The organism is Defluviitalea raffinosedens, assembly GCF_016908775.1.
GTDB lineage: Bacteria > Bacillota > Clostridia > Lachnospirales > Defluviitaleaceae > Defluviitalea > Defluviitalea raffinosedens.
This window is the reverse complement of record NZ_JAFBEP010000001.1, coordinates 110,166-131,050: the sequence shown is the minus strand read 5'-3', so window position 1 is coordinate 131,050 and position 20,885 is coordinate 110,166. Positions and strand designations below refer to the sequence as shown.

Genomic DNA, 20,885 nt, shown 5'->3' with positions numbered 1-20,885 from the left:
AAGATGGAGGAAAGATTATGTATTATATTGGAGTTGATTTAGGGGGAACAAACATAGCAGCAGGGATTGTTACCGAGGAAGGCAAGTTAATCAAAAAGAAAAGTATTCCTACTCTTCGTCACAGAAATTATCAAGAAATATTAAAAGACATGGGTGAATTATGTCTTACGATCATTAAAGAAGAAGGAATTTCCTTAAATGAAGTTGCTTCTGTTGGAGTAGGCAGCCCAGGAACGCCCGATCCGGAAAACGGTATATTGGTTTATGCCAATAATTTAAAATTTAAAGATGTACCTATTCGAACAGAACTCCAAAAATATATTAATGTTCCAGTATATTTAGAGAATGATGCCAATTGTGCAGCTTTAGGAGAAGCTGTTGCAGGAGCGGCAAAAGGATATAAAAATTCTGTTACAGTAACTTTAGGAACGGGAGTTGGCGGAGGAATCATCCTAGACGGCAAGATTTTCAGCGGAAGTTTCTATGGAGGTGGTGAAATAGGCCATCATGTTATTGTAGCAGATGGTGAACCATGTACCTGCGGAAGAAAAGGTTGTTGGGAAACATATGCTTCTGCCACTGCATTGATTAGAGAAGCTCGAATTGCTGTTATAAGGAATCCTGAATCCGGACTTGCAAAACTGGTAGGAGGAGATATCAATTTAATCAACGCCAAAGTACCTTTTGATGCAGCTCAAAGTGGGGATCCAGTAGGACAAGAATTGATAGATAATTACATAAAATATCTTGGCATGGGAATCGCCAATGTGATTAATATCATACAGCCCGAAATTGTCGTGATCGGGGGAGGCGTATGTGCTCAGGGAGACAATCTCCTTAATCCATTAAAGGAAATTGTGAAGAAGAATGTATATCAAGGCACCTTGAAAACAGAATTGCGTATTGCAGAGCTTGGAAATGATGCAGGGATCATAGGGGCTGCAATGCTTGGAAAATAGCAAAAGTATGGACAGATTGAAGAAAAATCTCACCCATGTACGCACAGGTGAGATTTTTCTTTTTATTATAGACTACATATATTATAATGTAGGGGCAGTAAGACAAAAATATATTCATATACCATTCAATAATAATCTATATATGTATAGAGGTGAATAAATTGGATAACGAGCAATTGCTTAAAAAAATGTCAGAATACATTCCGAGAGATTTAATTAAAATCAATGAGCCTATGAAAGATCATACTTCATTTAAAGCGGGAGGATGTGCGGACTTTTTTATTGTGCCTGAAAATTCCACTCAGCTTATAGAGCTTGTACAATTCCTGAAAGAAAGCCAAGTTCCTTATTACATCATGGGAAACGGAAGCAATCTTTTAGTGCGGGATAAAGGATTTAGAGGTGTCATTATCCAAATTTATAGAAATATGAGTGACGTTAAAATCGATGGTGAAGAAGTGTGGGCAGAGGCTGGTATTTTACTTTCTTCCTTATCGAATAAGATAATGAACAGCCATCTTACTGGTTTTGAGTTTGCCAGTGGGATTCCGGGAACTTTGGGAGGCGCCATTTATATGAATGCTGGAGCCTATGGGGGAGAAATGAAACAAGTTCTTGTATCGGCCGATGTAGTAGATGAAGATGGAAAGATCATTACCCTGACAAACGAAGAATTAAAATTAGGCTATAGAAGCAGTATTCTTCAGCAAAAAAAATACATCGTTCTCAGTGCAAAACTTAAACTTCAAGAAGGCGATATAGATGAGATTAAAGCGAGAATAAACTATTTAACCGAGCAAAGAAAAGCAAAGCAGCCTCTTGAGTTGCCCAGTGCAGGCAGTACGTTTAAAAGGCCTGAAGGATATTACGCAGGGAAACTCATTATGGATGCGGGTCTTAGAGGATATTCCATTGGAGATGCTCAAGTCTCAGAAAAGCATTGCGGTTTTGTAGTGAATAAAGGAAATGCCAGTGCAGGAGACATTATTAAACTGATCCATCATATTCAAAATACAGTTAAAGAAAAATTTGGTGTTTTCATGGAACCGGAAGTACGTATTATAGGAGAGGAATAGGTAATTTTATACTTTGGTTGCAACAATAAGCTATGGTATAATTAAAACATTGGAAAGAACTTAAGATAAGCTTTAAATAAGGGGGATTATCATGCGGTTTGTAATCGTTACAGGAATGTCCGGTGCAGGAAAAAGTACTGCAGCAAAGATGCTAGAAGATTTAGGTTTTTTTTGTGTGGATAATCTTCCTCCGGCACTCATTCCCAAATTCGCTGAAATCTGTTCAGCCCAGGGAAGTGAAATTGATAAAGTAGCTGTAGGTATTGACACCAGGGGGGGCAAGCTTTTTTCAGATTTGTTTGACGGATTAGAAGCCCTAAAAGCAAAAGGATTTAATTATGAGATTCTTTTTCTGGATGCATCTGATCATGTTTTGATCAAACGGTTTAAGGAAACAAGGAGAAAACACCCTTTAATAGATAGTGAGCGCATTAATGTCGGTATCGAAAAGGAAAGACATATTTTAAAAGAAGTCAAAGAAAAAGCAGATTATATCATTGATACAAGCAATATTTTAACAAGACAGTTAAAAGAAGAGTTGTTTCACATTTTTGTAGAGGAAAAGCCTTTTGAAAGTCTAATGATTACTGTACTGTCTTTTGGCTTTAAATATGGCATTCCCAATGATTCGGATTTGGTTTTTGATGTAAGATTTATTCCCAATCCCTATTATATACCAGAAATGAAGCATAAGACGGGTAATGACAAAGAAGTGCAGGAATACGTTATGCATTGGGAAGAAAGTCAGACGTTTTTAAGCAAAATGGAAGATTTGGTAGAATTTTTAATTCCTAATTACATTAAAGAAGGCAAGAATCAATTGGTGATCAGCATTGGATGCACAGGCGGAAAACATCGGTCTGTTACTTTAGCCAATGCACTGTATGAGGTTCTAAAAAAGAAAGGCCATCGCACAATTATCAATCATAGGGATATAGATAAGGACAAAAAATTGGGAAAATGAGGAGTTTATATGAGTAAATCAAATAAAATGCCTAAAATTGTAGCCATTGGAGGAGGAACTGGCCTCTCCACTATGCTTCGAGGGCTAAAACAATTTACAACCAATATTACTGCCGTTGTGACGGTAGCTGATAATGGCGGTGGTTCGGGAATTTTAAGACAGGAAATGAAAATGCTGCCTCCAGGAGATATTCGAAACTGTATTCTAGCTCTGGCCAATACTGAGCCAATCATGGAAAAGCTGCTTCAATATCGTTTTACAGAAGGAAGTTTAACAGGACAAAGCTTTGGGAATTTATTCCTGGCTGCAATGACGGGAATTTGCGGAAATTTTGAAGAAGCGGTTCAACGGATGAGCGAGGTATTAGCAGTAACGGGAAAAGTTCTTCCTGTAACGAAGCAAGATGTTCAGCTTTGTGCTGAACTAAAAAATGGAGAAATCATTTGTGGTGAAAGTGAAATTGTAGAAAAAAGCAAAGAAAGTCGTATTCCTATTAAAAATGTCTATTTGTCTCCTTCCAATCCAGATCCGCTTATTGAGGTATTAGAATCTATTGAAGATGCTGATGCAGTGATTCTTGGACCTGGAAGTTTATATACAAGCATTATACCGAATCTTTTGGTGAAAGAAGTTCCAGAGGCACTTCAAAGATCAAAAGCTATAAAGATTTATATTTCAAATATCATGACACAACCAGGAGAAACAGATGGATTTGACTTACTAAAGCATATCAGGGAATTAGAGCAGTATGGAGGTAAGGACATTATAAATTACGTTGTTGCCAATACGGATGAGATCCCTGAAGATTTACTTAAAATTTACCATGAAGATGGGGCTGATGTAGTCAAATGGGATATGGACGCTGTAAAAAAAGAAGGATTTCACCTCGTAGAAGCTTCTGTCCTTAAAGTATACCCTGAAAGGGGGTTAGTAAGGCACGATCCTCAGAAATTAGCACAAGTAGTTGCAGATATTATAACACGAAACAAGGAAAACTCTTGTGGAGGTGAATAATTTGTCCTTTTCTTCACAAGTTAAGAGTGAATTGGCTCGCCATATAGAGACTTCAAGACATTGTAGAATAGCAGAAATAGCGGCACTCATCAATATGTGCGGAGAAATTCTGATACATGAAGACCAAAAAATATCCATAAAATTTCAAACCGAGAATGCTGCTGTTGCTCGAAAATACTTTACTTTACTTAAGAAAACTTTTAATATAAATACAGAAGTATTAATAAGGAAAAATACTCAGCTTAAAAAGAATCAGGTTTACTTTCTTTTTGTTACCAATACGGAACAAGCTATGAAATTATTAAAAGCAACAGGGCTGATTATGGAGCAGGAAGGAAGGTTGATTAGAAGACGAGGTATATACCCTTTAATTATCCAAAGTTTCTGCTGTAAAAGGGCATATATAAGAGGTGCTTTTTTAGGGGCAGGCTCTTTAAGTGATCCTGAAAAAGCATATCATTTAGAGTTTGTTAATCAGGACTATTTACATAGTCAGGAATTAAAAAATCTCATTAATTTATTTCAAATGGATTCAAAGATCGTAGAAAGAAAAAAGCATTATATCGTTTATTTAAAAGAAGGATCACAAATCGTTGATCTTCTTAATATTATGGGGGCTCATCTTGCATTAATGGATTTGGAAAATGTCCGCATCATTAAAGAAATGCGTAATAATGTAAATCGTATTGTGAATTGTGAAACCGCCAATTTAAATAAGACTGTTTCTGCTGCGGTAAAGCACCTGGAAGATATTGACTATATTGAGCAGCATATGGGTTTAAGCAGTCTTCCAAAATCTTTGGAAGAAGTGGCGAGACTAAGGGTACAATATACTGAAGCCAGTTTAAAAGAGTTAGGATCTATGTTAAATCCACCTGTTGGAAAATCGGGGGTTAATCACAGATTAAGAAAAATTAGTATGATTGCGGATCGATTAAGAGAAGAAAAAGGAGGATCATTATGATTGAAAAGACAGTTAGAGTTCAAATCGAATCAGGTTTAGAGGCAAGACCTGCGGCATTATTTGTGCAGATTGCCAGCCAATATGAAAGTCAGATTTATGTTATGATGGAGGACAAGCAAGTTAATGCAAAAAGCATCATGGGCATGATGTCTTTAGGAGCTTTGGAAGGACAAGAGGTAATTATTCATGCAGAGGGAAAAGATGAAAACGAAGCAGTGGAAAAATTGGTTGAATTTCTGACTTCCCATAAAGAATAAGAAATAAGAAAAACATAATAAAAAAAGATGCCATTTATTTGGCATCTTTTTTTTATTGCATAGGAAATTCCTCTGAATCTCCTATGCAATAAAAAAGCCCTTCGGGCAGGATGTGTGATTGCACGAAAAGTGTGCCAGTAAAACTCTTTTTTATGCAAGAATATCCGGAAATTGGCGAATAAGCTTTTGAGCAAAATTCTTTTGAATACTTGAACTGATGACTAAATGCATAATGATCATAAACAATAAAGCATATCTGTCCTTTTCTTCCCCGTCAAAGCTGTCAAAGAGATTTTTCATTTTATCAGAAAAGCGTTCTTCAAAACCCTGCATTTCTTCCTTTTGAATTTTTATAAACGCTTCATACAAAGAATGAAGATTTTTATGAGTATCAGAAGTTTTAGACATATTCTTTTTAACTATGGGAGATAATAGAGTATGAATTTCATTGATGGATAGTACTTGTTTCAGGTGATAAATAAGTATAAGCAGAATGATATGTTCTTTGGAGTATTTCTTTTTCACCGGTGGGAAAAGAACATCAGCTTTCGTGTAATTATTAATCATTGTTTTTGTAAGTACTTTATCTTCTTTGTCTAATTTCCAGGGCCCTAATTTGTCATCAAAGAAAGTAGTAATTTGGTCCATGTACAAATCAATATTGGGGATATCTGACAATTCAATGACATCCAATGAACTCAACTCCTTAAGGAGTGCATCTAAGGTATCGTTTTTAAAATCCATTTTCATCTCTCCAGTATATAGTTTTAACAGTATTATATCATACTTATATACAATGACAAGATATATTCATATATAGAAACGTATCGAATAATAAACAACATATATCAAATTAATAATAATATATCTTGCAATAATCAATAATGTATATTACTATAATAATATTACTATATGTAGTATTTAATACTATATGAGGAGTGATTTAATGTTTACAAAAATGAAGGAACCAATGAATGCGTTGACCCATCTTATAGGGGATATCCTTTCTGTAATTGGATTGGCATTTTTACTTTATTATGCGGTTGCCAGAGGGACGACTTGGCATATCGTATCATTTACTGTATTTGGAGTAAGTTTGATTTTACTCTATACAGCAAGTACTTTATACCACGCCCTTAGATTACCGGAAAAGAAAACAGAAATTCTTCACAGGATTGATCATATGATGATTTATGTTCTGATTGCGGGAACATACACACCGGTATGTTTATTAGCTTTAAGAGGGGTATGGGGATGGTCTTTACTCATATCCATCTGGACCATAGCCATAATAGGCATTCTCCTAAAAATCTTCTGGTTTGATGCGCCCAGATGGCTGTCTACTTTATTCTATATTGGAATGGGTTGGCTGGTAATAATAGCGTTTTATCCCTTGATGAATGCCCTCTCACCCCGAGGATTGGTTTGGCTGGTTACTGGAGGAATTTTATATACTATAGGTGGCATCATATATGCAGCCAAATGGCCTAAAATGAATTTTAAATACTTTGGTTTTCACGAAATATTCCACCTTTTTGTTTTAGGTGGAAGTATATGTCACTTTTGGTTCGTAATCAATTATTTATAATTCTGTAAGAAGTGTAAAAAAGGATCGAAAAAAGAAAATGGAATTCGTTTGGAAAATATTTTAATAAATGGTATAATGGTTTCGAATATAAATGGGTTGTCTAAATTAAAGCGCTAATATTTAAAAGGAGGAATACCCATGAATTTAGAAATGATTGAACAAGAGATCGCAAGTACATTTGATACCTATGAAATATCTGTAGAGAAACGTATAAGATATATATCAGGGATGAAACATTTTGCAGAGTATTTGCATAAAAATAATTTAGAACTCGATGAAGTTGAAGAATCCGTTATTCAGGATTATACCAATGAATTAAAATCTTATGGCTATCCGGATCTTTTTATCAATAACAATCTAAAAGCTGTAAGGAAATATTTTTCTTATCCAAAAAACCATTTGAACTTTTAAATTGAATAAAATCTGATATGATTTATATAAATAGCCAACTATTTAAATAGTTGGCTATTTATATTTTATCCAATATTTTTTCTATATAGAGTTTTTGATATATTTAATATTTTATAAAATAATTAAAACTCATCTAAATAACTAATATTTGTATAAAATACTTATTATTTATATTAAAGTCAGACTTTAAATTTATATATATATCTGATATGATAAAATTATCATATTTTGTTGAAGAAAGTAGGAGGGATACTATGGGGGTAAAACTAAAAAGCAATAAACCTAAGATAAAAAAGAATATTAGGATCAGAAACAAAATAAGAGGAAATTGGTTTAACAACTTGAAAATCAGAACCAGAATCATCTTATTGATTGCAGTAATTATTAGTTTTATGACAGCCTTATCTTTCATATCTCTTAACTACATGGATAGAATTTCTCATAACATGAACAATCTTTTTGTCAACAGAATGATTCCTAATGACAAAATATCCAGCATTGAAACTTTATCACAAAAATCCATTAATAATATTTCAGAGGGACTCCTACAATATAGTAAAGATCGTGACAGTAATATCATAAAGTCAATAAAAGAAGAAAATGAGAATTATTATAATGAAATTCATGAGTTATTAAATTACATTAACAGCATGGAACTGGTTCCGCTGGAAAAGAAATTAGCAGATAGCTTTACAAGTTTTTATGAGAGATTGTATACAGCGCAGAAGGAAGTTATTGATGCGTTAGAAAAAGGGGATTTAGAAACTGCACTGGAAGTCAATCAAAAGAGCAAGAGAATAAGAAGTGTTATTGAATCAGATATTGCTGAGTTAAAGGAAATGAATTTTATTGTTGCCAACTCTTTAAATGAAGCAGGGAAAGACTATGTACAGGCTTCAAAGCAGATTGTTCTGATATTTATCATAACCACTCTGATACTGTCTATATTTATGACCTTCCTGATTACTTTATCTATTAACAGAGGTTTAAGCAGGTGTATCAGACAAGCCAAACTTCTGGCAGAGTATGATTTAAACTCAGATATATTAAAAAGCGATATCAATCGTAAGGATGAAATTGGACAATTGGCAAAGGCCTTTGAAGATATGAGAAATTTGTTGAAAAATATGATCAAGGATATTCAAATCAGCAGTATGGAAGTAACTGCTTCCAGTGAAGAATTGGCGGCAACGGTGGACGGTATTAATGATAAAAGCAAAATGATAAATACCAGTGCCAAGGAAATAGCAGAGGGCGTGGAAAGTACCGTAGAAATCATTGATGCCCTTTCTAAAGCCAATGATGAAATACTTTCATATTCTACTCAATTAAGAGAAAAAGCCAGAAATAGCGTAGATATAATTAAAGAAGTAAAGTTCCGTGCGTTAAATATGAAGGAAAATGCCAATAGATCCAAAGCACAAGCCATTGGCACTTATCAGGAAAAACAGAAAAACATTGTTCGAGCTATTGAACAAGGTCATGTAGTAGAAGAAATCGCAAAAATGTCCGATGCCATATCCAGGATTTCTGAACAGACGAATTTATTGGCTCTTAATGCTGCCATAGAAGCTGCCAGAGCAGGAGAATACGGACGGGGATTTGCAGTGGTTGCAGATGAAGTAAAAGCCCTGGCTGAGGGAACCAAAACTCTGGTAGACAAGATAAAAGTTTCGATCACGGAAGTACAATTGGCATTTCAGGACTTATCCCATAATGCCAATGATCTCATTCATTTTATTGAAGAAGATGTTACCAAAGATTATGACCAGTTAGTAGATACAAGCATTCAATATGAAAATGATGCTACAGTAATCAGTGATATTTTCACAGAATTTGAAAATGGTTCTGATACCATAGGAGAGCTCATAGGTGGCATGAATCAGCATATCGATCATGTGGTAAGCAACATTAATAAAGCCAATATCAGTGCTAAGGATATCTCAAGCAACATTGACGTAACGACATATTCCATTGAAGAGATTGCAAAAGCAACTCAAGGACAGGCAGAAGTTGCTGAAGCACTGTCTAATATGATTATGAAGTTTAAACTGTAATTCAATCACATAGAATAATAGAGCAAAATAGCATAATACAAGGAAAAAAGATGCATTGAATTTAATAATTGAAATAATACAAAATAGGAAATTTGAAACAATTTCCTATGCAATAAAAAAGAGTAGGCCATGGGTCTACTCTTTTAAAACATCGGAAGATTGTCCAGATTATCGCTTTCTTCACCATTTGGATTGCTTCTTAAATATTCTCGCCCATTTTTGGCTTTTCCTACATTCACTCCATCGATCAAATCATTTTTAGCCATTGTAATGGCTTCATCAATAGCATGAACACTTCCATTATCGAGCATTACATCGGTAATATCTCCCTCACTGTTTTTCTTTACTTTTACGATTTTAGATTTTTCCTCCACAGGGGAACCTCCTTTTATACCCGAATAAATTTAAAATATATTATTTGAAAAAACGAAAAAAATATACGGAACAAGTATATAAAGCTTGGGCGGTAATTCGCACAATAATATGTTATAATAGGAGTATATATATGTAGTTTTACGGAAGGGAGTTTATTATGGAGACAGCAGTTCAACCTATTCCCTTTACCCATCTTCATGTCCATACAGAGTACAGTCTGCTTGACGGTTCTTCTAAGATCAAAGAGCTCATAGCGAGAGCAAAAGAGTTGGGGATGGATAGTATTGCTATAACAGATCATGGCTCTATGTATGGGGTCATTGATTTTTATAAAGAAGCTAAAAAACAGGGAATAAAACCTATTATCGGCTGTGAGGTATATGTTGCCCCCAGAAGCCGTTTTGATAAAGAAAAACAGGATGCCAACTATTTTCATCTTGTACTTTTGGCAGAAAATATGGATGGCTATAAAAATCTCATTAAGCTGGTTTCCTACGGATTTATAGAGGGTTTTTATCATAAGCCCAGAATTGACCTGGAACTTTTAAGGCAACATTCAAAAGGGCTTATTGGGCTTAGCGCCTGCCTTGCAGGGCCAGTTGCCAAAACAATCAGAGAGGTTTCCTATGAAAAAGCAGTTGAAATAGCTCTTCAGTACGAAAGTATCTTAGGTAAAGGGAATTTCTATCTTGAACTTCAGGACCATGGCATGCGGGAACAGGGAGAAGTGAATCAGTATTTAATCCGCATGAGCAAAGAAACAGGTATCCCTTTAGTGGTTACGAATGATGTGCACTATACTTATAAAGAAGATAATAAGGCCCATGAGATCCTTCTCTGTATTCAAACAGGAAAAACCATGGATGACGAGGACAGAATGATTTATCCCGGAGGAGAATTTTACTTAAAATCTCCGGAAGAAATGCAGGAGAGATTTCCCTATGCCAGGGAGGCAATAGAGAATACTTATAAAATTGCCAAGAGATGTAATGTAGAATTTACTTTCCATGAATTAAAGCTTCCAAAATACGATGTACCTGAAGGGTATACTGCCAGCGAATATCTTAGAAAATTGTGTTTGGAAGGCTTTAAGCAAAGATATCCCAATCCTACCCCGGAACTTAAGGAAAGACTGGAATATGAACTTTCTACCATTGAACAGATGGGGTATGTGGACTATTTTCTCATAGTATGGGATTTTATTAAATATGCCAAGGACAATGGCATTATGGTTGGTCCGGGAAGAGGTTCAGCGGCAGGAAGCATGGTTTCTTACTGCCTGCAGATTACCAATATCGACCCGATACAGTACCAGCTTCTCTTTGAAAGATTTTTAAATCCTGAGAGAATCAGCATGCCTGATATAGATATAGACTTTTGTTATGAAAGAAGGCAGGAAGTCATAGACTATGTCATAAGAAAATATGGGGAAGACAGAGTGGCACAGATCATAACCTTTGGAACCATGTCCGCAAGGGCTGTTATTCGGGATGTAGGGCGTGCGCTTAATATGCCATATGCAGAAGTGGATAAAGTGGCAAAGATGATTCCGGCAGAACTAGGCATTACGATTGACAGGGCCCTGGAAATTAACGGAGAACTCAGGAATTTGTATGAGAACGATGACAGAATTCATTATCTCATCGATATGTCAAAAAGGCTGGAAGGTCTTCCAAGGCATTCTTCAACCCATGCAGCAGGGGTTGTTATATCCAAAGAACCGGTTGTGGAGTACGTGCCCCTTAATTCCAATGACGGTGTCATTACAACCCAGTTTACCATGACCACTTTAGAAGAATTAGGCCTTCTTAAAATGGACTTTTTAGGCCTTAGAACCTTGACAGTCATTCGCAGCGCTCTGGAACAGATCGAAGCAAATCACAATATTAAGATAGACATTGATAAAATAGATTTTAATGACCAGAAAGTATATGATTTGATTTCTGCAGCGCAGACAGAAGGAGTCTTCCAGCTGGAAAGTACCGGTATGAAAAACTTCTTAAAAGAACTTCAGCCAAGAAATCTGGAAGACATTATTGCAGGAAACGCCCTCTATCGGCCAGGCCCCATGGATTTTATACCAAAATACATTAAAGGGAAAAGAAATCCAGAGGCCATTGAATATACCTGTGATGTCCTGGAGCCAATTTTAAAAACGACTTATGGCTGTATTGTGTATCAGGAGCAGGTAATGCAGATTGTAAGGGATCTGGCAGGCTATAGTCTTGGACGAAGTGATTTGGTAAGAAGAGCTATGTCTAAGAAAAAAGCAGATGTGATGGCAGAAGAGAGAAAAGTTTTCGTTTATGGAAATGGCAAAGATATTCCGGGATGTGTTAACAGAGGGATACCCGCAGAGACGGCAGAAAAAATATTTGATGAAATGACAGACTTTGCAAAATATGCTTTTAATAAATCCCATGCTGCAGCATATGCGGTGGTGGCCTATCAGACGGCGTGGCTAAAAACCCATTATCCTGTAGAATTTATGGCGGCGCTTATGACTTCAGTGATGGACAGTACCGATAAAATCAAAGAATACATTTATGCCTGCAAAAAAATGGGCATAGAGTTAATGCCGCCGGATATCAACGAAGGATTTTGTGATTTTTCCGTGTCTCAGGGAAAAATCAGATATGGTTTGGCTGCCATTAAAAATGTGGGCCGAAATATGATTCACGCTATAGTAAAAGAAAGAAAAGAGAATGGTAAATTTACCAGTTTGACAGATTTCTTTGAACGAATGGACAGTGGTGACTTAAATAAGAGAAGCGTCGAAAGTTTAATCAAAGCCGGTGTTTTTGATTCGCTAGGAGGAAAAAGAAGTCAGTATTTAGCTGTTTATAAGCAAATTTTAGACCAGATTGCTCAGCAGAAAAAGAAAAATATAGAAGGGCAAATTAATCTGTTTGACTTGGGTACCCCTGAAAGAGTTAAACACGACATCCTTCCGGATATAGAAGAATACCCACACAAAGTACTTTTGGCAATGGAAAAAGAAGTACTTGGCATGTATTTAAGCGGACATCCCCTGGATGAGTATGAAGAAGAACTGAAAAAGCATACGGATGCCACCAGTTTAGATTTTATGAAAAGAGAAGAGGACCACGGTACTAGTTCCATATATGATGGTCAGATCGTGACCATAGGAGGCATGATTACTGGAAAAAGTATTAAAACAACCAGAAGCAATCAAATTATGGCATTTATTACACTGGAAGATTTGTATGGAAGCGTGGAAGTCATCGTATTTCCTAATATATATGAAAGCAGCGCAGAGTATTTAAGAGAAGATGAAATTTTGTATATAAAGGGAAGGGCGGCTATACGAGAAGATGAAGATGCGAAATTAATATGCGAGGCCATTACCCCCTTCGAGAAAATGCGAGATTTAAAAGAAGAAAGCAACATCAAACTATATTTAAAAATTCCAAAAGATAAAGGTAATATGGAAGTTGTAGAAGGCATTAAACCTCTTTTGCAGATGAACAAAGGAAATGTTCCGGTCATAATACACATTGAAGGGCTTCAAAAGACTATGAGAGCATCTCAAAGCTTGTGGATACATCCAAATGAGGCATTAATGTCTAAATTAAAGGGGTTTTTAGGCGATAAAAATGTCGTAATTAGATAAAATAAGAAAAGCAGAAGAGATTTTTATTGCAATGAAAATATAAATTGATTAAAATGTATGTGATAATATGGGTATAATAGTATTTCATGCATCTTAATCATAAGAAAAGTTAAAAAATAATGGAGGGAAAATCATGAGCAAAGAGATAAAAACCATTGGCGTATTAACAAGCGGAGGAGATGCACCAGGCATGAATGCAACAATCCGTTCCGTTGTACGTACGGCTATTGCAAGAGGTCTTAGGGTCATGGGCGTAAGAAAGGGTTATAACGGACTTATCCATGGAGATATTTTCGAAATGAGTCCAAGAAGTGTATCAGATACCATTCAAAGAGGGGGAACCATCCTTCAAACAGCAAGATGTCCCGAATTTATAACTGAAGAAGGACAAAAGAAAGGCGCTCAGATTTGTAAAGTGTTCGGTATAGATGGTCTTATCGTTATCGGCGGAGACGGATCCTTCCAGGGGGCAGAAAAATTAGCGAATTTAGGAATCAATACAATAGGCATTCCCGGAACAATTGATTTAGATATTGCATGTACAGATTATACTATTGGCTTTGATACCGCAGTAAACACAGCTATGGAAGCAATCAATAAAATCAGAGATACATCAACCTCCCATGAAAGATGCAGTATTGTAGAAGTAATGGGAAGAAATGCTGGATATATTGCACTTTGGTGCGGCATTACCAATGGGGCTGAAATGGTTCTGATTCCTGAAAAAGAAAGACCCAGCGATGAAGAGATTATAAGAGAAATACTCCAAAACAAGCAACGCGGTAAAAAGCATTTCCTTATTATTGTTGCAGAAGGGGTAGGAGGCTCTCAAGAATTAGCAGTTAAAATAGAAAAAGTAACAGGAATAGAAACCAGAGCAACGATTTTAGGATACCTTCAAAGAGGAGGAAGTCCTTCAGCAGTTGACCGCCTTCATGCTTCAATGATGGGAGCATTGGCAGTAGATCTCCTTTGTGAAGGAAAAAGCAATCGTGTTATAGCGTATAAAGATGGACAATATGTAGATTATGATATCAACGAAGCATTAAAGATGACAAAAACAGTTGATGAAAGAATGTATGAAGTGGCTAAAATCCTTTCTATTTAGGAGAGATATAAAATGAGAAAAACAAAAATCGTATGTACTTTAGGGCCTGCATCTGGTGATATCGAAACGATTAAAAAACTTATTCTAAATGGAATGGATGCTGCAAGAATTAATTTTTCCCATGGAACTTATGAATCCCATGGAGAAATCATTAAAAATCTTATTGCCGCAAGAGAAGAGCTTAATGTTCCTATACCATTGGTCCTGGATACAAAGGGACCAGAAATTCGCATTAAAGAATTTTCTAAAGAAGTTGTTTACTTAAAACAAGGGCAAACGTTTACACTGACGACAGAAGATATAGAAGGGGACGAAAGCAGAGTCAGCGTTACTTATAAAAACCTTCCTTACGATTTAAGACGGGGAAGCAGAGTACTTTTAGATGATGGACTCATTGAACTTCGGGTGAAAAATATAACCGATACAGAAGTTGAATGCGAAGTAATTAATGGTGGACCTTTAAGTTCAAAAAAAGGAGTTAACATACCGGATGTGTATGTAAATCTGCCGTCTTTAACAGATAAAGATATAGAAGACATCAAATTTGGCATTAAGATGGGATTTGACTACATTGCAGCTTCTTTTGTCCGCTCTGCCAATGATGTTATTAAAATTAGAAAAATCTTGGAAGAGAATGGCGGCAATAATATTTCAATTATTGCAAAAATCGAGAATAGAGATGGTGTAAATAATATTGATGAAATTTTGGAAGTAGCTGACGGGATCATGGTGGCAAGAGGAGACTTAGGAGTTGAAATTGCCACAGAAGAAGTACCTCTTGTTCAAAAAATGCTTATTCAAAAGGCAAATCAAGTAGGAAAACCCGTTATTACAGCTACTCAGATGTTGGATTCTATGGTTAGAAATCCAAGGCCTACAAGAGCGGAGGCCAATGACGTTGCCAATGCTATTTTCGATGGCACAGATGCGATCATGCTTTCTGGGGAAACTGCGAAAGGTTCTTATCCTGTAGAAAGTGTAATTATGATGTCAACAATTGCAAAAAGAACAGAAAACTCTATTGATTACATTAAAAATATGAATGAATATCATAGAACCATTAAGACCGACATTACGAATGCCATAAGCCACGCAACCTGTACTACAGCAGCAGATTTAAATGCCGCTTGTATTGTAACGGTTACAAAGTCAGGAGATACCGCAAGAATGGTATCTAAGTTCAGACCTTCAGCGCCTGTTCTGGGTTGTACGGTTGAAGAGCAAACCTGGAGGCAGCTTAATTTGGTTTGGGGCTGTATACCGGTTAAAACTGAATTAAAATCTACAACAGATGAACTTTTTAATTTGGCAGTAGATAAATCTGTAGAAATTGGGGTTGCAAAAACTGGAGACATTATCGTTATTACAGCCGGTGTACCTGTTGGCATATCTGGTACAACGAACATTCTGAAGGTTCATATTGTAGGAAATGTATTGGCAAAAGGAGAAGGAATTGGAAGCAAGGTTGTTTCAGGCACAGCAAGTGTGATTAAAGTTGTTGAAGAAGCCGAAAAGTATTTCAAAAAAGGAGATATATTAATTACTCATAGAACAAACAATGATTTTCTCCCATATATGAAAAAAGCTTCTGCAATTGTTGTAGAAGATGGAGAAGAAGGAGAGAACAGTCACGCAGCGATCGTGGCAAGAGCATTAGATATTCCTGTTATTATAGGTGCCAAAAATGCAGTAACCTTAATCAGAAGTGGTACTTTAATAACCGTAGACAGCAAAAATGGCTTCATTTACAACGGCATACCTGAAAAAAAGACAAATTCTAAATAATATTATTAGTTAATAAATATTATTTGACAAGAGGAATATAATGGTGGTATATTATGCATAAGAGATAGGCATATTTAATATAGCATAGATTTTGGATTCTAGAAATCTGTGCTATATACATAAATACTATCATAGAAAAGAGGTATGCGTATGAGTAAATGGGTTTGTTTAGTATGTGGATATGTTTATGATCCTGAAGAAGGTGACCCAGATAACGGAGTTCAACCAGGAACAGCTTTCGAAGATCTTCCTGAAGACTGGGTTTGTCCTGTATGCGGTGTAGGCAAGGATGAATTTGAAGAACAATAAGAATGAGTAGGGTAACCCCCTACTTATTTTTTAATTTAATAAATCAAAGACGGAGTGATATTATGGGGCAAAACACATATAATTCTAAGGAAATTTTAAAACTAGCGATCAGCATGGAAGAAGAAGGCGTCCAATTCTATGAAGCCTTAGCACAAAAAACTAAAGGGGAAGTTAAGGAAGGGTTGCTTTCTCTGGCTGAAGATGAAAAAAGACATAAAAAGATTTTTACAAAATGGTATGAAGATTTTGATAAAGAAGAAGACGATTATCTCTTTGAAGAAAGTGTGGATTTATTCTTTCGCAATTATGCAAAAGCAAAGGGATTTGAGAAAAGAGCCTCTGTTCCGGATTCTTTGGAAGAAGCCATTGATACAGGAATGGAAACAGAAAAAATTACGATTGAATATTATAAAAGTTTATTGGACCATGTAAAATCTCCAGCTGACGAGATTTTGAAGAAATTAATTGCTGAAGAAGAAGGACATTATAATAAATTAAAATCTTATAAATCCAATTTAAAAAAGTAGGGTAAAGACCCTACTTTTTCTTTGTGTCTGAGGAACATTTTTTGAAAAAAGAACAACCCTTACATTCTTCGCATTTTTTGTACGGATAAGCAACGATGGTATTGCACCTGGGACATCTAGGGGTTAATTTTACATCGACTTCATTGCCGCAAGTGGGGCATTTCATTCAATCACCTTCTGAATTTTAAATATATAGTCTTTTTATACCAATACAAATGCTAATAGTCCTCCTACCAAAAATGCGATCAACATACTGCCAAACCAAATGATCAGGGCTTCTTTTAAGCTGCGTTCTTTAAATATAACCAGGATAGCAGCGATACATGGTACGAACAAAGTAATGACCACAAGAGAAATTAAAATCTGTACAGTACTAAGCAGGCCTTCCTCAGCCAGCTTAAAAAGACCTGCAGCTCCAAAATCCCGTCTTACAATCCCCATAATAAAAGCATTTGCAACTTCTTTAGGAAGTTTTAAGAAACCTTCAGTTAAAGGTGCGACAGCATTTTGAATAGCAAGAAGAATTCCAAAGTAATCCATGAAGGTTATGAGCACCGCTCCAATGACAAATAAGGGAGAAGCTTCTTTTAAAAATGCTACAGATTTAGAATAAGTTTTTGATAAAACATTTTTAATTCGTGGCATTCTAAGGGGTGGAATATCAATTAAAAGGTCCGTAGATTCCCCAGGCACCACGAGATTTAAAAGAGTTCCGGCAAGTATGAAAACAATCATAATGGTTGCTAAATAAATCAGGAAATACACCGGTCCTATGGCGCTGATCATACCTGCAATAACGCCCAATTGAGCAGAACAGGGAATAGCAAGTCCAAGGAGCATTGTAGCAATAAAGCGTTCTCGTTTTGAGCCTAGAATCCTGGTTGTAATTGTTGCCATCGTTACACAACCAAAGCCCAGAATAATAGGAATAATCGCCCGACCATTTAATCCTAATTTGGTCAGGACCCTGTCCATCAATGCTGCAATACGTGGAAGATATCCTGAGTCTTCTAATATGGATAAAAGAAAATAAAAACCGATAACCAGAGGAAGCAAAAGCCCAACGATATAAACAGGAACCATGGTTAATACACCAAATTCACCAATTAAAAACTTTTCTAAAAAGTCATAGCCCTTTACCAAAGGACTAAATACATTCATAATGAAGTTATTATAGTAAGTGCCCATAACCACTTCTTCTGTAAAGCCTACAACTATTTGGGCAATTAATACCCCAAGAAATTGATACATAATAAAAAGGGTCAAAAGCAATATAGGAATTCCTGTAAGGGGCTTTAGCATCCATTGACTTAAACGTGTCTTAAAGGAAGCACCTTTTGAAGTTTCGGTCACCACAGAATTCACAATTTCATTAACCCTTTTACGTCTTTGAAGATAGATTTTTTCTCTAAAAGGATATTTTTCATCTATATGGTTTCTTTCTATGACATTTTCATCTTCTTCCAACACAAGAAGAGCTTCAGCAGGATTGGATACTTTTGGTATCACAGATTGCATAAGATTTTTAATGCCGCTTATGGTATTACCTGTAGAGGCTGTTTCGAGCTTACTTTTAAGTTTTTCCATTCCCTGTTTGCTGACTGCGATTGTTGGAATCACAGGAACGCCAAGTAATTCTGACAGCTTTTTAACATCTATTTGCAGTCCGTTACGCTCTACATCATCCATCATATTCAGGGCAACGATTACTCTTTTGCCCATATCGATAAGCTGCTGGGTAAGAAACAAATCCCGGTCCATATGGACAGCATCCACAACGTTTAAAATAATATCTCCATTAAGAATCACATCTCTTGCAACTCTTTCTTCATCATTAAAAGATGAAACCCCATATACTCCCGGGGTATCCAGAACAACATAATTTTTATACACGCCTTGACTGATATCTACAGTTGTACCGGGGAAATTGGATACATCCACATACATCCCTGTTAAAGCGTTAAAAAATACCGATTTACCGACATTAGGATTTCCAGCTAAAACAAGCTTAGTTTTATCCTTATGATTTTTAAGATCAACTTCGGTATTAGTATGACACGAACTCATTATGGTACCTCCCATAAGCTATGAAACAGCTTTGATTTGAATTTTTTCAGCTAATCTATGACCAATGGCAATTTCTTGCATACGATTTTGTAGAATAACTGGACCTGAATGAATCACATAAGAACATTTAACCTGAGCACCTTCATAAATACCAAAACGAATAGCCTGGGCTCTGATAGAAGGGTCAGGGATAGATATAATTTCGATCATTTGGCCAGGGCTTGCATCTGACAGAAGCATGAAAATCCTCCTTGTTTAAAATGATAATTATTTTCAGTAATTGTTAATAAAATGTCCATCGACAGTATATTACAAATGATAATAAAAGTCAATGTAACTTGATAAGAGTTCGTAGAGTTATAATTTATTGACAAGTGTCTATTGGAATATTATTATGGTCTTAGCAATATTTCATAATAGTAGGAGAAAAGTATGGTAGCACATAGGAATATAGGCATTATAAGGATTATGTTATTTCTTGTGAATTTTATAACCGTAATTTTTTTAGCAGGAATCATTTACCGCAGTACCAAACTGATTATATGGGATTTTCATGCTAGAGATTTTTTGGAGAGCATTCAGTATATTCCTGTTATTCCTTGGAAAGTCCCTGCCTATTCTATCCTACTATTACTTATATTTCTACTGAGTATTGAACTTAGGGAACGATTGCTTAAAGAAAGCAGCACAATGCAAATTCTATGGTGTATATTTGACCTTTTCATATGTATTGTTATCATTTATTTATTAAATATGGGGCATAAAGGTCTTTTGCTTTTACCTCTTACGAATATCATTGTTTATATTGACAGTAAGAAAAGCAGATCTCTTTTTATTGCATTTACCTTGGCTCTATACAGCATTTTCGATTATGACATTTTATCTGTAAAGTTTAATATGGTCTCTATTAATGAATACATCCAATATTTTAATCCTGCCCAAAGATTGTATTTGCAAGGCATAAAAAGTATTCTCTTTTCTGCTAATCAAATGCTTTTCATTATATTCATGATTTTTACTGTGCAAAAACAAATTGACGAGAATGAAAAAATTAGAGAGTTGTATAATAAATTAGTCAGAACTACTGAAGAACTCAGAGTTGTTAACATTCAATTGGAGGATTATGCAAAGAAGTCCGAAGAGATGGCGAAGATAAAAGAGAGAAACAGGCTTGCCAGAGAAATTCATGATATTATTGGACATACTTTAACGAGTATTTCTACCGGATTGGATGCATGCTTGGAATTGATTGATATTGATAGCGCAAGAACCAAACATCAACTGACAAAGATTGCAGATCTGGCGAGGCAGGGATTATTGGATGTAAGAAAATCAGTAAAGCAGCTTAGACCCGATGCTCTTGAAAGATATTCCTTAGTTTCAGCAATACAAAAATTGGCTGACAATATTAATGAATGTACCAGTACCAAGGTAGAAGCTCAAATCAGCGGAGAGGAAATCCGACTCAGTGGTGATGAGGAAGAAGCCGTATATAGAGTGGTGCAAGAAAGCATTACCAATGCGGTTCGTCATGGCCAGGCCAAAAATATAAACATATCTCTTAGATTTGATACAGATAAAGTTGAAATAAAGGTTATAGATGATGGAGTTGGCTGCAGTAATATCCATCAGGGATTTGGACTAAAACACATTACAGAAAGAGTCCTTATGCTTCAAGGCAATGCAAGGTTTAGAAGTGAGGAAGGCAAGGGCTTTCAGGTTATAGTGGATATTCCTGTCAGGAATAGAGCTGTATAGTTGGAAGTTCAGTTGGAATAATGGGGGAAAGT

At 35.8% G+C, this 20,885-nt stretch carries 20 protein-coding genes; 16 read left to right on the top strand and 4 right to left on the bottom strand.

Annotated elements, in window-relative coordinates:
• The first annotated feature begins 17 nt into the window (after positions 1-17).
• The 7 genes from JOD07_RS00605 to JOD07_RS00575 all read left to right on the top strand — a co-directional run bounded on the left by JOD07_RS00605 (position 18) and on the right by JOD07_RS00575 (position 5,234).
• Positions 18-959, top strand: a complete 942-nt coding sequence (locus JOD07_RS00605; RefSeq protein WP_158739736.1) for an ROK family protein — start codon at positions 18-20, stop codon at positions 957-959.
• A gap of 7 nt (positions 960-966) precedes the next feature.
• The gene (locus JOD07_RS00600) at positions 967-1,119 is read left to right on the top strand and encodes a hypothetical protein (RefSeq protein WP_204611623.1); all 153 of its coding nucleotides are present in this window, start codon (positions 967-969) and stop codon (positions 1,117-1,119) included.
• A gap of 1 nt (position 1,120) precedes the next feature.
• On the top strand, positions 1,121-2,035 hold the full coding sequence (gene murB, locus JOD07_RS00595) for a UDP-N-acetylmuramate dehydrogenase (protein WP_330576529.1): 915 nt from the start codon (positions 1,121-1,123) through the stop codon (positions 2,033-2,035).
• A gap of 91 nt (positions 2,036-2,126) precedes the next feature.
• A complete protein-coding gene (rapZ, locus tag JOD07_RS00590) occupies positions 2,127-2,999 on the top strand; it encodes an RNase adapter RapZ (RefSeq protein ID WP_158739735.1) in 873 nt (290 codons plus the stop codon).
• 9 nt (positions 3,000-3,008) lie between these two features.
• On the top strand, positions 3,009-4,013 hold the full coding sequence (locus JOD07_RS00585) for a gluconeogenesis factor YvcK family protein (RefSeq protein ID WP_158739734.1): 1,005 nt from the start codon (positions 3,009-3,011) through the stop codon (positions 4,011-4,013).
• A 1-nt stretch (position 4,014) separates the two neighbouring features.
• A complete protein-coding gene (gene whiA, locus JOD07_RS00580; RefSeq protein ID WP_158739733.1) occupies positions 4,015-4,977 on the top strand; it encodes a DNA-binding protein WhiA in 963 nt (320 codons plus the stop codon).
• Positions 4,974-5,234 carry an HPr family phosphocarrier protein gene (locus tag JOD07_RS00575; protein WP_158739732.1) on the top strand — a complete coding sequence of 87 codons (261 nt, stop codon included), beginning with the start codon at positions 4,974-4,976 and terminating at the stop codon, positions 5,232-5,234. Before whiA ends, JOD07_RS00575 begins: the two co-directional genes overlap by 4 nt.
• 150 nt (positions 5,235-5,384) lie before the next feature.
• Here JOD07_RS00575 and JOD07_RS00570 read toward each other — a convergent pair whose 3' ends face one another.
• Positions 5,385-5,978: a DUF1836 domain-containing protein gene (locus JOD07_RS00570; protein ID WP_158739731.1), complete on the bottom strand. Its 594-nt coding sequence runs from the start codon at positions 5,976-5,978 to the stop codon at positions 5,385-5,387.
• 202 nt (positions 5,979-6,180) lie between these two features.
• Here JOD07_RS00570 and trhA point away from each other — a divergent pair, with 202 nt between their 5' ends.
• The 3 genes from trhA (at position 6,181) to JOD07_RS00555 (ending at position 9,290) form a co-directional block, all read left to right on the top strand.
• Entirely contained in the window at positions 6,181-6,822 is a 642-nt protein-coding gene (gene trhA, locus JOD07_RS00565; RefSeq protein WP_158739730.1) for a PAQR family membrane homeostasis protein TrhA, read from the top strand.
• A gap of 138 nt (positions 6,823-6,960) precedes the next feature.
• On the top strand, positions 6,961-7,233 hold the full coding sequence (locus JOD07_RS00560; protein ID WP_158739729.1) for a site-specific integrase: 273 nt from the start codon (positions 6,961-6,963) through the stop codon (positions 7,231-7,233).
• Positions 7,234-7,487: 254 nt separating this feature from the next.
• Complete coding sequence (locus JOD07_RS00555; protein WP_204611621.1) at positions 7,488-9,290, top strand: methyl-accepting chemotaxis protein; 1,803 nt, start codon at positions 7,488-7,490, stop codon at positions 9,288-9,290.
• 143 nt (positions 9,291-9,433) lie between these two features.
• Here JOD07_RS00555 and JOD07_RS00550 read toward each other — a convergent pair whose 3' ends face one another.
• Positions 9,434-9,664 (bottom strand): DUF3892 domain-containing protein, encoded by a 231-nt coding sequence (locus JOD07_RS00550; RefSeq protein WP_158739727.1) that lies wholly within the window; start codon positions 9,662-9,664, stop codon positions 9,434-9,436.
• Between the two features lie 158 nt (positions 9,665-9,822).
• Between JOD07_RS00550 and JOD07_RS00545 the strand changes: the two genes are divergently transcribed.
• The 5 genes from JOD07_RS00545 (at position 9,823) to JOD07_RS00525 (ending at position 17,028) form a co-directional block, all read left to right on the top strand.
• The gene (locus tag JOD07_RS00545; RefSeq protein WP_207756723.1) at positions 9,823-13,299 is read left to right on the top strand and encodes a DNA polymerase III subunit alpha; all 3,477 of its coding nucleotides are present in this window, start codon (positions 9,823-9,825) and stop codon (positions 13,297-13,299) included.
• Between the two features lie 133 nt (positions 13,300-13,432).
• Positions 13,433-14,407, top strand: coding sequence for a 6-phosphofructokinase (gene pfkA / locus JOD07_RS00540; protein ID WP_204611619.1), 975 nt, complete (start codon positions 13,433-13,435; stop codon positions 14,405-14,407).
• Between the two features lie 12 nt (positions 14,408-14,419).
• Positions 14,420-16,192, top strand: a complete 1,773-nt coding sequence (gene pyk / locus JOD07_RS00535; protein WP_158739724.1) for a pyruvate kinase — start codon at positions 14,420-14,422, stop codon at positions 16,190-16,192.
• Between the two features lie 150 nt (positions 16,193-16,342).
• Positions 16,343-16,501, top strand: a complete 159-nt coding sequence (gene rd, locus JOD07_RS00530) for a rubredoxin (RefSeq protein WP_158739723.1) — start codon at positions 16,343-16,345, stop codon at positions 16,499-16,501.
• A gap of 62 nt (positions 16,502-16,563) precedes the next feature.
• Complete coding sequence (locus JOD07_RS00525) at positions 16,564-17,028, top strand: ferritin family protein (protein WP_158739722.1); 465 nt, start codon at positions 16,564-16,566, stop codon at positions 17,026-17,028.
• 201 nt (positions 17,029-17,229) lie between these two features.
• Here JOD07_RS00525 and feoB read toward each other — a convergent pair whose 3' ends face one another.
• Positions 17,230-19,095: a ferrous iron transport protein B gene (feoB, locus tag JOD07_RS00520; protein WP_204611611.1), complete on the bottom strand. Its 1,866-nt coding sequence runs from the start codon at positions 19,093-19,095 to the stop codon at positions 17,230-17,232.
• Between the two features lie 18 nt (positions 19,096-19,113).
• Positions 19,114-19,335, bottom strand: coding sequence for a FeoA family protein (locus JOD07_RS00515; RefSeq protein ID WP_158739720.1), 222 nt, complete (start codon positions 19,333-19,335; stop codon positions 19,114-19,116).
• 192 nt (positions 19,336-19,527) lie between these two features.
• Here JOD07_RS00515 and JOD07_RS00510 point away from each other — a divergent pair, with 192 nt between their 5' ends.
• A complete protein-coding gene (locus tag JOD07_RS00510) occupies positions 19,528-20,853 on the top strand; it encodes a sensor histidine kinase (protein ID WP_158739719.1) in 1,326 nt (441 codons plus the stop codon).
• Positions 20,854-20,885: the final 32 nt, after the last annotated feature.

What these genes read in the sequence shown, in the direction of transcription:
- JOD07_RS00605 (WP_158739736.1), top strand. Translation starts at nt 18, where the DNA reads ATGTATTATATTGGAGTTGATTTAGGGGGAACAAACATAGCAGCAGGG.
- JOD07_RS00600 (WP_204611623.1), top strand. Translation starts at nt 967, where the DNA reads ATGGACAGATTGAAGAAAAATCTCACCCATGTACGCACAGGTGAGATT.
- rapZ (WP_158739735.1), top strand. Translation starts at nt 2,127, where the DNA reads ATGCGGTTTGTAATCGTTACAGGAATGTCCGGTGCAGGAAAAAGTACT.
- JOD07_RS00585 (WP_158739734.1), top strand. Translation starts at nt 3,009, where the DNA reads ATGAGTAAATCAAATAAAATGCCTAAAATTGTAGCCATTGGAGGAGGA.
- JOD07_RS00575 (WP_158739732.1), top strand. Translation starts at nt 4,974, where the DNA reads ATGATTGAAAAGACAGTTAGAGTTCAAATCGAATCAGGTTTAGAGGCA.
- JOD07_RS00570 (WP_158739731.1), bottom strand. Translation starts at nt 5,978, where the DNA reads ATGGATTTTAAAAACGATACCTTAGATGCACTCCTTAAGGAGTTGAGT.
- trhA (WP_158739730.1), top strand. Translation starts at nt 6,181, where the DNA reads ATGTTTACAAAAATGAAGGAACCAATGAATGCGTTGACCCATCTTATA.
- JOD07_RS00560 (WP_158739729.1), top strand. Translation starts at nt 6,961, where the DNA reads ATGAATTTAGAAATGATTGAACAAGAGATCGCAAGTACATTTGATACC.
- JOD07_RS00555 (WP_204611621.1), top strand. Translation starts at nt 7,488, where the DNA reads ATGGGGGTAAAACTAAAAAGCAATAAACCTAAGATAAAAAAGAATATT.
- JOD07_RS00545 (WP_207756723.1), top strand. Translation starts at nt 9,823, where the DNA reads ATGGAGACAGCAGTTCAACCTATTCCCTTTACCCATCTTCATGTCCAT.
- pfkA (WP_204611619.1), top strand. Translation starts at nt 13,433, where the DNA reads ATGAGCAAAGAGATAAAAACCATTGGCGTATTAACAAGCGGAGGAGAT.
- pyk (WP_158739724.1), top strand. Translation starts at nt 14,420, where the DNA reads ATGAGAAAAACAAAAATCGTATGTACTTTAGGGCCTGCATCTGGTGAT.
- rd (WP_158739723.1), top strand. Translation starts at nt 16,343, where the DNA reads ATGAGTAAATGGGTTTGTTTAGTATGTGGATATGTTTATGATCCTGAA.
- JOD07_RS00525 (WP_158739722.1), top strand. Translation starts at nt 16,564, where the DNA reads ATGGGGCAAAACACATATAATTCTAAGGAAATTTTAAAACTAGCGATC.
- feoB (WP_204611611.1), bottom strand. Translation starts at nt 19,095, where the DNA reads ATGAGTTCGTGTCATACTAATACCGAAGTTGATCTTAAAAATCATAAG.
- JOD07_RS00515 (WP_158739720.1), bottom strand. Translation starts at nt 19,335, where the DNA reads ATGCTTCTGTCAGATGCAAGCCCTGGCCAAATGATCGAAATTATATCT.
- JOD07_RS00510 (WP_158739719.1), top strand. Translation starts at nt 19,528, where the DNA reads ATGGTAGCACATAGGAATATAGGCATTATAAGGATTATGTTATTTCTT.